Raw genomic sequence first — 14674 nt, forward strand, 5'->3', positions numbered from 1 at the left:
CAATGAAACTAATGGTAGCAGTTTTAGGAGTATTATTTACAATTTCGGTTACAGCACAGGATTTAAAAGAGATAAACGGACTTTATTATTCAGGCTCGGAGCTTTACTCAGGCGATTACACTACACATTTTGACAATGGTAAAGTAAAAATGGAAGCTCATTTTACCGATGGATTAAAAGATGGAAAACATTTAGTTTATTTTGAAAATGGCCAGTTAAAAGAGGTGCGTTCATACAAAAATAATGAAATGGATGGCATTTGGTTTACCTACAACATGGAAGGCACAAAGGTTGCCCAGGCAAGTTACGTTGAAGGAGTAAAAGACGGGAGCTGGTATGTATGGAATGATGAAGGAAAACTGGTCTATGAAATGGCATACGACGATGGCGAAAAATCAGGTACCTGGAAAAAATATGATGAGATGGGCCTTGTGGTAATGGAAAGGAGTTATTCGGAATTTTAACATCAGAATTAGGTATATCGGAATAAGATCCCGTCTGCAATTGGTAGGTGGGATTTTTTATAAATAAAATTAATCGTTTTGTAATATTTTTGTAACCATCCTCTAATTCGCTCAACTTACTTTTGATCCATATTTCAGAAACGAAGATGAGGTCACTGGTCGTTTTTATTTTAAGCAGTTTTTTGGCCCTTTCAGTATTTGCTGATGATGGGAATAAAGTTGAATCAGCTTCCACGGAAAACAACTATGTATATTTTACAGGAACAGTAAAAGATAAAGAGACAGGTGAATACCTTGTTGGTGCAGAAGTTGAGATAGAGGGAACGGAATTAAAAACCTACACTGATTTCGACGGTAATTTTAGTTTTGATAATATTGCTCCCGGGAATTATAATGTTTCAGCTAATTATATTTCTTATGAAAGTGAAAAGCTTGAAAATCTGGAAATAAGCTCTCGTACAAATATGTTGGAACTGGAGCTTCAGCAAACCAAATAAAAATTGAGATTTATATAACAAAAGCCACTTTGTATAAGGTGGCTTTTTTTGTTTGCGATTATTATCTTAATTTTCCATTCTAACCCAAAAAAGACTACAATGTTTGCAGTTGTTTTTGATATGGATGGAGTTATAGTTGACAATGGCGAATTCCATTATCTGGCCTGGAAGAAATTTTGTTACAAGCATCAAGTTCCTTTTTCCAAAGAGAATTTTAGAAAAACATTTTTTGGGCGGGTTAACGAACAGGTTTTACCCATTCTTTTTAATAAAGAACTGACCAAAGACGAGATTCAAAAATTGGGTAACGAAAAAGAAAAAATTTACCGTGAGATATATAAACCCGAGCTAAAGCCGGTCCCCGGGTTGGTTTCATTTCTCAATGAGTTAAAAAAGAATAATATTCCTGTTGCAGTAGCTACTTCCGCATCACCGGAGAATGTTGATTTTGTTTTGAATGGTCTAAACATAAAATGTTATTTTGATGTAATTGTCGATGATTCAATGGTAATAAAAGGCAAACCCGATCCCGAAATTTATCTGAAAGCAACCCAACTATTGAAGAAGGCCCCGGAGAACTGTATTGTTTTTGAAGATAGTCTTTCCGGAACAAAAGCTGCTTTGGATGCCGGCGCCAGGGTGGTGGCAATTACCACTTCGTTAAAAGCAGATGAGCACAAGTATGCGGAACATATCTTTTCTGATTTTTCCGAAATTTCGCTTAATTTTATTTGCACAGAAATTTTCAACTAATCGATTATGAAGTTAAAGCTTTACGTATTTTTATTTTTAGCGGGTTTGATATTTTCCTGCAACAGGGAGGAAGAACAAATCCCTTTGGCTGAACATCCGCGTCCCGGTTTTGAGCGGTCTCTCTGGCAAAATTTGAACGGGAAATGGAATTTTAGATCCGACTCATTAAATGTCGGACTAAAAGAAGAATGGCAAAGTGAAGCTGAATTTTTTGATGAAGAGATTCTGGTTCCTTTCTCCTGGGCCAGTTCTATGAGTGGTGTAGAGCGACCGGATGTAAATGTGGGTTGGTATTACAGAACTTTTGTTTTGGATGAAAACAAAAACTGGGAACAGCAAAATGTTTATCTTGTTTTTTCGGCCTGCGATTTTAATACCACATTGTGGGTAAACGGGCAGAAAGTAGGAGAGCATTCGGGAGGTTACATTCCTTTCGATTTTAACATTTCTGAATTTCTAAAATCAGGAGAGAATCAGATGGTTGTGCGGGTAGAAGATGAGGAACTCGACAATCGCCCGTCGGGAAAACAATATTACGGGAATGCAAAAGGAATCTGGAATACGGTTTATTTGGAAGGGCGCCCCGATAATTACATTAAAAACATAAAATTTACCCCGGATATCGATAAAAGTCAGCTGGTGGTTGAAGTATTTTTTAAGGAAAGATCTGCTTCAGCATACACTTTTCATTTAGCAGGAAAAAATAATAACATTGATTTTGTAACAGAAATTCCGGCGAACAGAAATTCCGGAAAATTTATTGTACCCATAACAAATATGAAACTTTGGGATTTGGATAATCCATTTTTATATGAAGTAAGCGCAACCGTTTCAAGTGAAAGTTTTACAGACGAAGTCTCAACTTATTTTGGAATGAGGAAAATTTCTGCGGTAGAAGTTCCGGGCAAGGACTTTCAATATGTGGCTTTGAACAATAAGCCTGTTTATATGAAACTCACCCTTGACCAAAGTTATCATCCCCAGGGTTTTTATACTTTCCCATCTGATGAATTTATGAAAGAAGAGATTCAACGAGCAAAGAATTTTGGTTTAAACGGACTTCGGATTCATATAAAAGCCGAGATGCCCCGGAAATTGTATTGGGCCGATAAACTGGGTTTATTAATCATGGAAGATATTCCCAATTTTTGGGGAGAACCCGACAGCACCGCCAAAGCAAACTGGGAATATATTGCGGAAAAGGAAATTGAGCGCGATTACAATCACCCGAGTATTTTTTCATGGGTTCTTTTTAACGAAACCTGGGGGCTGTTTAGTAACGATGAAGACGGGAAGCGTTCGTATACAACCGAAACGCAGGAATGGGTGAGAAGCTGGTACCATAAAACAAAAGAATATGATCCAACGCGATTAATTGAAGATAATTCACCATGTAATTGGGATCACGTAATTACCGATATTAACACCTGGCACAGATATTCGCCTGCACGTCACTGGGCCGGATTTCTCGATATGGTTGTAGATAGTACATTTCCGGGATCTTCTTTTAATTATATTGGGAAAAACGAACAAACCAATGTGCCGATGTTTAATTCGGAATGTGGTGCCGTTTGGGGGTACAGTGGCAGCACTGGTGATATTGATATCACGTGGGAATACCATATTATGATGAACGAATTTAGGAAACGACCTGAAATTGCCGGATTTTTATTTACAGAATTTCATGACGTAATTAATGAATGGAACGGATATTATCGTTTTGACCGTTCGGAAAAGAAATTTGGTCTTGATGAGCTTTGCCCCGATATGACAATGAAAGATTTCCATTCCGATTTATATGTGGTTGTCGGAGAAGATTTTTTTCAAACATACAAGGGCGGGAGTGACATTGAAATTCCTGTCGGAATCAGTGCTGTTACTTCAGATATTCCCGGTGAACTGAAATTGAGATATTCCGTTTATGGCTGGGATGAAATTGGTGAAAAATACAACATTACTTCAGGTGAAACAGATATTTCTGCACAGCCTTTTAGTTATACTGAGTTGCAGGCGGTAAAAGTAAACCTACCGGATAAGACCGGAGTTGTAATTTTTTCTGTAGCACTAGAAGATTCAAAAGGAAATGTACTTCAGCGAAATTTTGTCCCTTTTAAAGTCGAAGGTGATGATTCTGGATATCTTACTGTCACGCAGTCTCCGGAAGATTTTACCGAAGCATCGTGGAATATTAAACATTTATCGCCACAAAACGGAAATAAAGTCTGGGGGATGGGCTCCGGATATTTCGGATATGAATTTGAGCTGCCAAAAGATTTGGATGTTGACAAAGTTGAAAGTATAGAATTCAGAGCCGAACTTGCTTCCCGCTATCCACAGAGCAAATATTTAGAAGAAGGTGAAGCCGAGAAAATAGGAATGACTGTAGTGACTGAAAAAGGAATTGATGCAGGATACGGAAAAAACAGTTACCTGCAAACGGATGAAAAATTACACGGTGCTATTGTAAAAATAAATGCAAATGATCAGTTAATCGCGACTGTTGAGTTGCCGGATGACCCTGCTGACCATCGGGGAATTCTTTCCTGGATGAATCAGGAACCAGGCTGGGAATGGGGAAGCGATGACCACAGCAGACCGTGGTTACTTGATGAAGCAGGTTCGTATGGTTTTCTTGTTAAAGCCGATCTGGATGAAACTTCAAAAAAATCAGCACTTGAAACAGGGAAAGTTACTATTCGTTTATTTGTTGACGAATCGACCGAAAACAGGGGTGGGCTTTCGGTATATGGCGAAAATTCAGGGATGTATCCGATGGACTTAACATTGTGGATAAAAAAATCGCAATAAACAATAAAACCCGGACTTTTTAATCCGGGTTTTATTGTTTCATATTTTATGCTTATACTTCAAACGAGTCCACTTCTTTGTAGGCTTCTATCAACCGCTTTTCTCCTTCAATGCCTTGTTTCGAAATGCCATGCTCCATTCCCATAACACCTGTATATCCTTTTTCGTAGATGAATTTAAACACATTTTTATAGTTTATTTCTCCGGTCGTCGGTTCTTTACGTCCGGGATTATCACCGATTTGGATGTAGGCAATTTCATCCCAGGTACGTTCCATGTTTGTAATAACATTGCCCTCATTTTTTTGCATGTGGTAGATATCATATAAAATTTTGCAGGAAGGACTATTTACTGCTTTACAAATCATGTAGGTTTGATCTGAAGTTTGCAAATAAAGATCGGGAGAATCCGACAAGGGTTCAAGTACCATTACCAGTCCGTGAGGTTCAAGAATTTCAGCTCCTCTTCGAAGAGCGTCAATAACATTGGCATCTTGTATTCCAGTCGGAAGCCTTCTCTCGAAACTTCCCGGAACAACTGTCATCCATTTGGCATTAACACGTTTGGCAACATCTACTGCTCTTTTACAACCATCAAGGAAAATATCCAGATATTCCTTTTTCCCGGCAGCAAAAGGATTGGCGAGGTTTCCTCCTTTGTCGACGACAAAAACACCCATTGTCATATTCAGCTTGGCAAGGGTTTCGCCCATTTTTGTTTGCATTGCAGGCTCCCGTCCCATCATACCATTATCCTCAAAAGCCGTAAAACCCTGATCGGCCATAAATTTAATCTGGTCAATCGGGTCGTCTCCCGCGCTATTTTTAAACATACCAAGGTGTGGAGCATAATTTAATTTAAATGAAACTGGAGCAGATGAGACCGTTTCTGAGGCTGTAACTCCTGCTACTGAGGCCAGCCCGGTTAAAGCCATTCCACCGGCTGCGGTGTTTTTTATAAAATTTCTTCTTTTCATGGTTTACATTGGTTTGTTAAATATTGTATTTAAAGTAAAAATAGTGAAATGTCGGCGTTTTTTATTCTGAATGACATCTCAAAAATACGCTGAGCACAGAAGTCATACTCAAATTTTCACTAATTATTACAAAAGGTGTTTGAAAAAGTTCAAAATTAATTCTACAAAAAAGGCTGTATCAAAAATGAACAGCCTCCTGAAATCTTATATAGTTTTATTAAGCATCAAATGAATCTACCTGGCGATAAGCCTTAATCAGCGCCATTTCTCCTTCTTTCCCTTGTTTGCTTTTCCCGTGTTCACAACAAAGCGTACCGTTGTAGCCTTTGTCGTAAATATGTTTGAATATATTTTTGTAATTTATTTCGCCTGTGGTCGGTTCTTTCCTTCCCGGATTGTCTCCAATATGGAAAGCTCCGATGTAATCCCAGCACAAATCGATATTCATTATAAGGTTTCCTTCAGTTATCTGCTGGTGGTACAAATCGTCAACTATTTTACAGCTTGGATGATTTACTGCAACACAAATCAGCTTTGCCTGAGGCATTTTAGTTAAAAATAATCCCGGGTGGTTTACCTGATGATTTAATGGTTCCAGAACCAATTCCAAACCGGTTTTCCCTGCTATGTCGCAACAGATTCGCATGTTTTCGACAACATTTATGGTTTGGTAATCCCAGTCCATCCTTTCATCATACAATCCCGGAGTAATCAACCCGGTCTTTGCTCCTGTTCTTTTTTGAACTTCGAGCGCCTCCGTAGTTTTTGCTTTTAATAATTCTTTTACTTCAGTATCATTGGTAACCATATATTTCTTTCCGTGGTCGGCATAAACAATAAAAGGTCCCAGGTCCATTCCAAGTCGTGCAAGTTCGTTTCCAATTTTTTCCTGCATTTCCGGGCTTCTTCCCATTAATCCGTTATCAAAGACTGCTGTAAAGCCCTGGTCTGCAATAAATTTTATATTGTCAATCGGGTCCTGACCGGCATTTTCGCGAAATGTTCCCAGTCCGGGCGCATATTTTAGTTTAAATTTTGCTGAATTGGATGAAACGGTCTCAGTAGTTGCAGCTGCCGTCATCGCGGTTAACCCCGTTAGTGCCATTCCACTGGCTGCGGTGTTTTTAATAAAATTTCTTCTTTTCATGGTTTATTGGTTTATTTTATAAAATTCAATATTGGAGGTAAAAATAATGAAATGATGTTTAAAACCTCGCTTTAATAATTAATTCTTTATTATTGATTGCCGGAGATATTTTCTTTTTTAAAGGAGTAGGTTTTTGAACAATCCGCTGTTTTTTTAATCCGGATTTTGTTAAATATGTCATTGAAACGAGTTAATCCATATTTTCATCTTTGTTTCCTCCTAAAGAGTTGTTAATTTTATCAACTTATTTCTAAATCAACAAAAACGTAATATTATGAATAGAAAACTTAGAATGGGTATGGTCGGTGGAGGAACCGATGCTTTTATTGGAGCAATTCATCGTTTGGCGGCTTTTATGGACAATCAGATAGAGCTGGTTTGTGGTTGTTTTAGTGTTAACCCTGAAATCTCAAAATCATCAGGAAAATTATATTATTTGCCGGAAGACCGTGTTTACGAAACTTATCAGGAAATGTTTGAAAAAGAGGCGAAGCTTCCTGACGGTGAGCGTATGGATTTTGTTTCCATCGTTACTCCAAATTTTGTCCATTTTGCTCCTGCAATGATGGCGTTGGAAAATGGGTTTAATGTCGTTCTGGATAAGCCAATTACTTTCACACTTGATGAAGCTTTACAATTGAAGGCAAAAGTTGAGGAAACAGGTTTAACTTTGGCACTTACCCATACTTATTCAGGATACCCTGCAGTGAAACATGCGCGGCAAATGGTTGCCGACGGGGAACTTGGTGAAATAAGAAAAGTATTCGTTGAATATCCTCAGGGCTGGCTTTCTGCAAGAGTAGAAGAACAGGGGAACGCACAAGCTTCCTGGAGAACTGACCCTAAGAAATCGGGAAAAGCAGGATGTATGGGAGACATTGGTACACATGCTCACCAGTTGGCAGAATATATTACAGGTTTAAAAGTGACCGAACTTTGTGCAGAGCTTAACGTATTTGTCCCGAACCGTTTATTGGACGATGACGGCGCTGCCTTAATGCGATTTGAAAATGGCGCGAAAGGAGTACTAATGGCCACACAGATTGCAGCCGGTGAAGAGAATGCAATTAGAATTCGGGTTTACGGTGAAAAAGGTGGATTGGAGTGGTTTCAGCATGAACCAAATTCGCTTATCGCAAAATGGCTTGATAAACCAACACAGATTTTGCGGGTTGGAACAAGCATGAATAGCGCTGTTGCTACGCATAATACAAGAACACCCGGTGGGCATCCGGAAGGTTACCTCGAAGCCTTTGCTAATATTTACCGAAATTTTGCGTGGACTGTTATGGCAAAAAAAGATGGAAATGAACCAACTGCTGAGATGTTGGATTTTCCAAATGTTGAAGACGGAATCCGCGGAATGCAGTTTATTGATACTGTTGTGAAAGCAGGTTACGATAATGAAATTAAGTGGGTAAAATTTGGGGAATAATTTAAATGAATTAAAATGTCTAGACCAGTTACACTTTTTACAGGACAATGGGCCGATTTACCCATTGAGACGATATGTCAGAAAGCCAAAGAATTTGGATACGACGGGCTTGAGCTTTGTTGCTGGGGTGATCATATGGAAGTGGACAAAGCAGATCAGGCTTACTGCGACGAAAGAAAAGCATTGCTTGAAAAATATGATTTAAAGTTATTTGCAATATCCACCCATCTCGACGGACAATGTGTTTGTGACCCCATTGATCAAAGACACAAGAGTATTGCAAGCCCGCATGTTTGGGGCGACGGCGATCAGGAAGGTGTCCGGCAACGGGCAGCCGAGGAAATGATAAAAACAGCAAAAGTGGCTAAAATGCTTGGACTTGATGTTGTTAACGGATTTACAGGAAGTCCGATTTGGCATTTGTTGTATTCATTTCCGGCAGTTCCACAGGAAATGATCGAGAAGGGATATGAAGAATTTGCCAGCCGTTGGATTCCAATTCTTGATGAATATCAAAAATTAGGAGTTAAGTTTGCATTGGAAGCGCATCCCACGGAAATAGCCTTCGATATTCATACAGCTCATCTTGCGTTAAAAGCATTGGATAATCACCCCGCCTTCGGATTTAACTTCGACCCAAGTCATTTTGGATACCAACATGTGGATTATGTCCGTTTCATTTACGAATTTTCAGATCGTATTTTTCATGTTCATATGAAAGATGCGTACTGGAGCGACGTCCCAATGGGAGTTGGAGTTTTTGGCGGTCATATGGAATTTGGCGATAACCGCAGGTATTGGAATTTCAGAAGTCTGGGAAGAGGAAAAGTAAATTTTGAAAATATCATCAGGGCCTTAAACGACATTGGGTATAACGGACCTCTCTCTGTTGAATGGGAAGACAGCGGAATGAACCGCGAAGCTGGCGCAGCCGAAGCATGCGCTTTTGTTAAAAAAGTAGACTTCGCTCCATCGGATGTTGCTTTTGATGATGCAATGCAGAAAGATAAATAAGTAATTGATATAATAATTTTTAAAACTAACCAACATTTTTTAAAAATGACAAACAGAAGAACTTTTATCAAAAATTCGGCAATGGCTACAGCTGCGGTCGGATTAACTGCTACTATGCCGCTGGCAATGGATTCATGTGCAGGGGCTAATGAAAAACTGGTATGTGGTCTTATCGGTGCAAATGGAATGGGTTTTAGTGATCTAAAGGCTTTTTTGGGGCAAAAAAACACAGAGTGTGCTGCCATTTGCGACGTTGATGAGAATGTATTAAACAGACGAATTGCCGACACTGAAAAGATTCAGGGAACAAAACCGAAAGGTTTTACCGATTACCGAAAGTTATTGGAAGAACCCGGAATTGATGTGGTAATCATTGGGACACCCGATCACTGGCATTGTTTGCCAATGGTTGAAGCTTGCCAGGCAGGCAAAGATGTGTATTGCGAAAAACCGCTTGGAAATACGATTGAGGAAATCAATATAATGGAACGGGCGGCAGAAAAATACAACACGGTTGTCCAGGTAGGAATGTGGCAACGTAGCGATCCACACTGGCGCGATGCAGTTGAGTATGTCAACTCGGGTAAACTGGGAAAAATCCGTACCGTTCGTACATGGGCTTATCAGGGGTGGATGGGCAATATTCCTGTAAAACCTGATAGTGAGCCGCCGGCTGGGGTTGATTATGATTTTTGGTTGGGACCCGCCCAAAAGAGACCTTTCAATCCCAATCGTTTTCACTTTAATTTCAGATGGTATTATGATTATGCCGGAGGATTGATGACGGACTGGGGAGTTCATATTATTGATTATGGTTTATTCGGAATGGGTGACCCTTCACCAAAATCGATAATGGCAATGGGGGGTAAATTTGCCTACCCGGACGATGCTGCAGAAACACCGGATACCCTGCAGGCATTATATGAATTTGACGGACATACCATGTTGTGGGATCATGGCGTTGGTATAGACGGAGGATATTTTGGAAGAAATCACGGTGTTGGTTTTGTTGGAAATAATGGCACTTTGGTGGTTGATCGTAGCGGTTGGGAAGTGATTCCCGAAAGAAAACAAAACAAAGATGTAATTGAACGTGTGGATTTGATCAAAGGGACAGGAAAAGGACTTGAATTGCACATGGCTAATTTTATTGAAGGAGTTAAAGAACGTAACCGCGATTTAAATGCCAATATAACAGTTGCGGCTAACACTGCGCGTGTTGCCCATTTGGGAAACATTGCCCATCGAACGGGCAAACGTCTGTACTGGGACAATGAAAAAAGTACATTTATCGGAGACGATGACGCGAATTCGTACCTGGTTCCTACATACCGTGCGCCATGGGAATTACCTAAAGTGTAATTTTTAGTAGTAAAACCATATAAAAAATCCGGTAGTTTTTGCCGGATTTTTTATATAATCAGTTGATTGTGTCCACTGTTCTGATGTAAAATTGATATATCAACGTATCGGATAATTTTCTTTGATTCTCCTCCGAAGAAGGAGTGACGTGGAGGCTTTTATTTACTCCTGATAATAATATCTCCCTGGATATTCGTAAAGGTTATTTCAGGTTTGCCACCATTGATGTCACCCCTAATTTACTCTTCCAATGAAACTTTATAAATTCTTTTATCTGAATCCTTTTTTAGTAGTGTCTCATGGACGAAAATGTCTACTGTGTTCGATTGCATTTTTATGAAGGTTATTATTTTGGCAGCGAATATGATATCCACATCATCATTATTGGTTTGGACATTTGTATATTTTGCAACATTTTTTTGTAATTGCTTTGTGAATATTGAATTTTTATGTGACAATTGAAGAACAGTTTCGTCTCTTTTGTATATCTTTTAAAAAACTATAAAACAGACCTTTTCAGTAGGGGAAAAGCTAAAAAATCAATCCAACTAAAATGAAAACAGAACAAAAACCGAGACTATGGTACATTGACAATCTTCGCATCTTTCTTATTAGTTTGGTCGTCTTGCATCATTTGGCGATAACTTATGGCGCCCCGGGAGACTGGTATTATAACGAAACCCAGTTAGATTTTCCCGCAATAGTCCCAATGACATGGTTTGTCGCGACAAACCAGTCGTTTTTTATGGGAATGTTTTTCTTTATTTCCGCTCTTTTTATTTTGCCATCGCTAAATAAAAAAGGAAACAAAAAGTATATCAAAGACAGGTTAATACGATTAGGAGTTCCTTTGGTGGTTTTTTTCTTTGTATTGTCACCACTTACTATATTTACTCGGAATCGCTTTATCAGAGGCGAGGATGTATCTCTGGCAGATTACTTGCTTCACGGATGCGGCACAGGATTTGGCCCGTTGTGGTTTGTGGAGGCTCTTCTTGTTTTTACCGCTTTTTATTTGTTGTTCAGAAAAATATCCTCAGTAAAAATAACTATTGATTTTCCGGGAACACTAGTTATTTTACTTGTGGCCTTTCTTACAGGGCTTCTCCAATTTATTATCCGGATTTGGCTTCCGGTTGGCTGGAGTCTGCCCTTCACTGGTTTCCAAATCCCGTTTTTTGTTCAATATATCGTTCTTTTTGTTTTGGGTATTATAGCGTATCAAAATAACTGGCTCGAATCTGTTTCGCTCAAATCAGGAAAACGATGGTTTATTTTTGCCCAGATACTGATTTTAATTGTTTTTCCTCCCATTATTTATTTTGGAGGAATTGAAAAAGGTGTTGATGTATTTACCGGCGGTTTTACCTGGCAATGTTTTAGTTATGCTGTTTGGGAACAATTGGTTGGGTTCTCCTTAACTTTAGGATTACTTGGTCTTGCAAAGAAATATTTTAACAGACAGGGGAAAGTGGCCAAACAACTTTCAGGAAGCGCATACGGTGTGTTTGTCTTTCATACACCGGTGATTGTTTCTGTAAGTGCCATATTTTTATCATGGGAAACATTTCCGATAGTAAAGTTTGTAATGCTGGCACCGCTGGCTCTGGTATTGGTTTTTTGTGTTGCCTTCTTGTTTAGAAAACTTCCGTTGGTAAAAAAAATACTTTAATTTTAAGGTTTATTCTTCAGAATTATACATAACATTTGAAATTATGAGGTACCTACCACAAGAAAATCGTTACGATACGATGATTTACAAGCGTTGCGGGAAATGGGGTTTAAAGCTTCCGGCAATCTCACTCGGATTATGGCACAATTTCGGTGGAATCGACAATTTTGAGAATGGCCGTGCCATCTTACACCGTGCATTTGATTTGGGAATAACTCATTTCGATTTAGCCAATAATTACGGCCCTCCTCCCGGATCGGCAGAAGAGAATTTTGGGAAAATCCTGAAGCAGGATTTCTCTGCTTACCGCGACGAGCTGATAATTTCGTCAAAAGCTGGTTATTTGATGTGGCCGGGACCGTATGGCGAGTGGGGCACCCGAAAATATGTTTTGGCAAGTCTTGAGCAAAGTTTGAAAAGAATGGGATTGGAATATGTGGATATTTTTTATTCACACCGTCCGGATCCAAATACTCCACTTGAAGAAACCATGATGGCGCTTGACAGGGCTGTACGTTCAGGAAAAGCGTTGTATGTTGGGATATCAAATTATCCGGCCAACATGGCAAAAGAAGCTTCGCAAATATTAAAAGAATTGGGTACACCTTGTTTAATTCATCAGCCTAAATATTCGATGTTTGAACGTTGGGTTGAAGATGGTTTACTCGATGTTTTGGAAGAAGAAGGAATTGGTTGTATTCCATTTTCTCCCTTGGCTCAGGGTTTACTTACCGATAAATATTTGAAAGGAATTCCTGAAGGTTCAAGGGCGACGCGCGAAGTTTTCCTGAAAAAAGAAGATGTTGAATCTGCTCACGATAAGATTGTGATGTTAAATGAAATTGCGCAAAACCGCGGACAATCCTTAGCTCAAATGGCTCTGGCATGGATTCTCAAGGACAAACGAATTACTTCGGTTTTGATAGGAGCAAGTTCAGTTAAACAAATTGATGATAATGTGGCTACATTAAAAAATCTCGACTTTACAGGAGATGAATTAAATGCAATCGATAAGATTATTAGATAAGAAGAGCGAGTTTATAAAAAAACAAAAGCTCGCGTATCGCGAGCTTTTTTAATGGAATATTTCTTTTAAAAGATTCCTCAATTTTGAAGGTTAGAGGCTGAACAACATTTCCGCACCCCAAAAGAGGCCAAAAATGATTGCCATTCCGGCAATTGTTCCTGCCGCCAAAGATACAATCAAATTCATTGGCAACTTCTGCTTTTCATGCTCAGGTTTTGTTTTGATAACAATCTGGTTCTGATTTGCTTTTGTTTCCATCATTTTCTTTCTTGTTAAAAAAAGACTCAAATATCTTTTTGCAAAATTATGTCATTTTAAGTCAATATACCAAAAAAACGGGCCAATCTTGTTTTTCTGTTAATTTATTGTTAATCTGATTGTTGTGGAGTAATAACGGTTTAATAAATGAAATAGTATTTTTCTGTAAAAAAAAGAACGTCCTTTTCCTCAGGTATTGCAGGCTTAAAAAAGGTTGCCTGCATACAAAATAAAAATAGGATTTCTAGAGGAAAACAGGGTAAAAGGCTTATAATATTTATATTATTCGAACATAAAGAAGAATATGTTTTTAACTTTGTGGCAAATTTATTCTACTATGCGTTACAAATCTTTACTATTGACTTTAGGATTAGCACTTCTTTTTTCAGCTTGTTTAAAAGACGACAGCGAAATTGATGAAGATAGTTTGTCAAATAAAGACAGAATGAGACTTCTCGAGATCAATGATCCTTCAATTTGGAATACTTTAACAGAGCAATCAATCAATTTGAGTGAACTTGAAGAAACTACCGCTCTTGTAAAATCTGCTGCGGCAATGCAGGAATATCCTAAAAACAACAAATATTATTTTGCCCTGTTTGAGGATTTGTATCCTTCAGAAGGAGACTACGATTTTAACGATGTAATGATTAAATCTAAACTTGGCTTGTCTAAGAAGGGGAATACAATTACCGGTTATGTTTCGTCTGAATTGTATAATAAAGGGGGCTCATTATCGGTGAAGGTTGGATTAATGTTTTATGAAGTTTCAGGCAAAGCATATACGCGAATTGCAAATGAAAACATCATTGTTAACGGAGAACAGCTGACAGCCGGAGGAAGTCCGTGGATGAGAGATTTGAGCGAACTTGATGACTCATGGCAAATTGATTTCTCTTTCACTAATAACAGTAATAATATTTGGGTTAGTTATTTTATTTATACGGATGAGGAGATATTAACGGGAGGTTTTGCTAAAACCGGTACGACCAATTTTGAGGTACCTGTTTCTGATTTTTTAACTGACAGAAATCTTCCGTGGGGACTTGAAGTGGAAACGGATGAATTTGCTATTCCGAATGAGAAGGAATTGTTTTTGAACGCTTATCCCGAGTTTGAAGCATGGGCGGAATCAGGTGGAGTAAAAAATAAGAAATGGTACGAATCGCCTAATACAGCGTATTCGCATTATTAGAGTTAGTAATAAAATTATATAAAAAAAGACGCTGATTTTCAGCGTCTTTTTTGTTTTCCGTTCAAA

General features: G+C 38.6%; 13 protein-coding genes. 10 read left to right on the forward strand and 3 right to left on the reverse strand.

The annotated features are described in order from the left end of the window. Positions 1–2 precede the first annotated feature (2 nt). The 4 genes from K5G00_RS19710 (at position 3) to K5G00_RS19725 (ending at position 4522) form a co-directional block, all read left to right on the forward strand. Positions 3–464: a toxin-antitoxin system YwqK family antitoxin gene (locus tag K5G00_RS19710; protein ID WP_238767951.1), complete on the forward strand. Its 462-nt coding sequence runs from the start codon at positions 3–5 to the stop codon at positions 462–464. 146 nt (positions 465–610) lie between these two features. Further along, entirely contained in the window at positions 611–961 is a 351-nt protein-coding gene (locus K5G00_RS19715; protein WP_238767952.1) for a carboxypeptidase-like regulatory domain-containing protein, read from the forward strand. 99 nt (positions 962–1060) lie between these two features. Further along, positions 1061–1714, forward strand: coding sequence for an HAD family hydrolase (locus K5G00_RS19720; RefSeq protein WP_238767953.1), 654 nt, complete (start codon positions 1061–1063; stop codon positions 1712–1714). A 6-nt stretch (positions 1715–1720) separates the two neighbouring features. Next, a complete protein-coding gene (locus K5G00_RS19725) occupies positions 1721–4522 on the forward strand; it encodes a glycoside hydrolase family 2 protein (protein ID WP_238767954.1) in 2802 nt (933 codons plus the stop codon). A 52-nt stretch (positions 4523–4574) separates the two neighbouring features. Here the strand turns inward: K5G00_RS19725 and K5G00_RS19730 are convergent, their stop codons facing one another. Both K5G00_RS19730 and K5G00_RS19735 read right to left on the reverse strand, forming a co-directional pair. Then, on the reverse strand, positions 4575–5498 hold the full coding sequence (locus K5G00_RS19730; protein ID WP_238767955.1) for a hydroxypyruvate isomerase family protein: 924 nt from the start codon (positions 5496–5498) through the stop codon (positions 4575–4577). Between the two features lie 217 nt (positions 5499–5715). Next, positions 5716–6645, reverse strand: coding sequence for a hydroxypyruvate isomerase family protein (locus K5G00_RS19735; RefSeq protein ID WP_238767956.1), 930 nt, complete (start codon positions 6643–6645; stop codon positions 5716–5718). Between the two features lie 274 nt (positions 6646–6919). On the opposite strand from K5G00_RS19735, the gene K5G00_RS19740 reads away from it, so the two are divergent. From K5G00_RS19740 to mgrA, 5 genes are all read left to right on the forward strand, one after another. Further along, complete coding sequence (locus K5G00_RS19740; RefSeq protein WP_238767957.1) at positions 6920–8080, forward strand: Gfo/Idh/MocA family protein; 1161 nt, start codon at positions 6920–6922, stop codon at positions 8078–8080. A gap of 15 nt (positions 8081–8095) precedes the next feature. Beyond that, on the forward strand, positions 8096–9094 hold the full coding sequence (locus tag K5G00_RS19745) for a sugar phosphate isomerase/epimerase family protein (protein ID WP_238767958.1): 999 nt from the start codon (positions 8096–8098) through the stop codon (positions 9092–9094). A 45-nt stretch (positions 9095–9139) separates the two neighbouring features. Continuing rightward, positions 9140–10456, forward strand: coding sequence for a Gfo/Idh/MocA family oxidoreductase (locus K5G00_RS19750; protein ID WP_238767959.1), 1317 nt, complete (start codon positions 9140–9142; stop codon positions 10454–10456). Between the two features lie 553 nt (positions 10457–11009). Next, positions 11010–12128, forward strand: coding sequence for an acyltransferase family protein (locus K5G00_RS19755; RefSeq protein WP_238767960.1), 1119 nt, complete (start codon positions 11010–11012; stop codon positions 12126–12128). Positions 12129–12171: 43 nt separating this feature from the next. Further along, a complete protein-coding gene (gene mgrA, locus K5G00_RS19760) occupies positions 12172–13155 on the forward strand; it encodes an L-glyceraldehyde 3-phosphate reductase (RefSeq protein WP_238767961.1) in 984 nt (327 codons plus the stop codon). Positions 13156–13245: 90 nt separating this feature from the next. Here the strand turns inward: mgrA and K5G00_RS19765 are convergent, their stop codons facing one another. Beyond that, positions 13246–13416, reverse strand: a complete 171-nt coding sequence (locus K5G00_RS19765; protein ID WP_238767962.1) for a hypothetical protein — start codon at positions 13414–13416, stop codon at positions 13246–13248. Between the two features lie 334 nt (positions 13417–13750). On the opposite strand from K5G00_RS19765, the gene K5G00_RS19770 reads away from it, so the two are divergent. Continuing rightward, positions 13751–14608, forward strand: coding sequence for an LruC domain-containing protein (locus K5G00_RS19770; protein WP_238767963.1), 858 nt, complete (start codon positions 13751–13753; stop codon positions 14606–14608). The last annotated feature ends 66 nt before the right edge of the window (positions 14609–14674 follow it).

Source organism: Maribellus maritimus (assembly GCF_022267315.1).
Taxonomy (GTDB): Bacteria; Bacteroidota; Bacteroidia; order Bacteroidales; family Prolixibacteraceae; genus Draconibacterium; species Draconibacterium maritimum.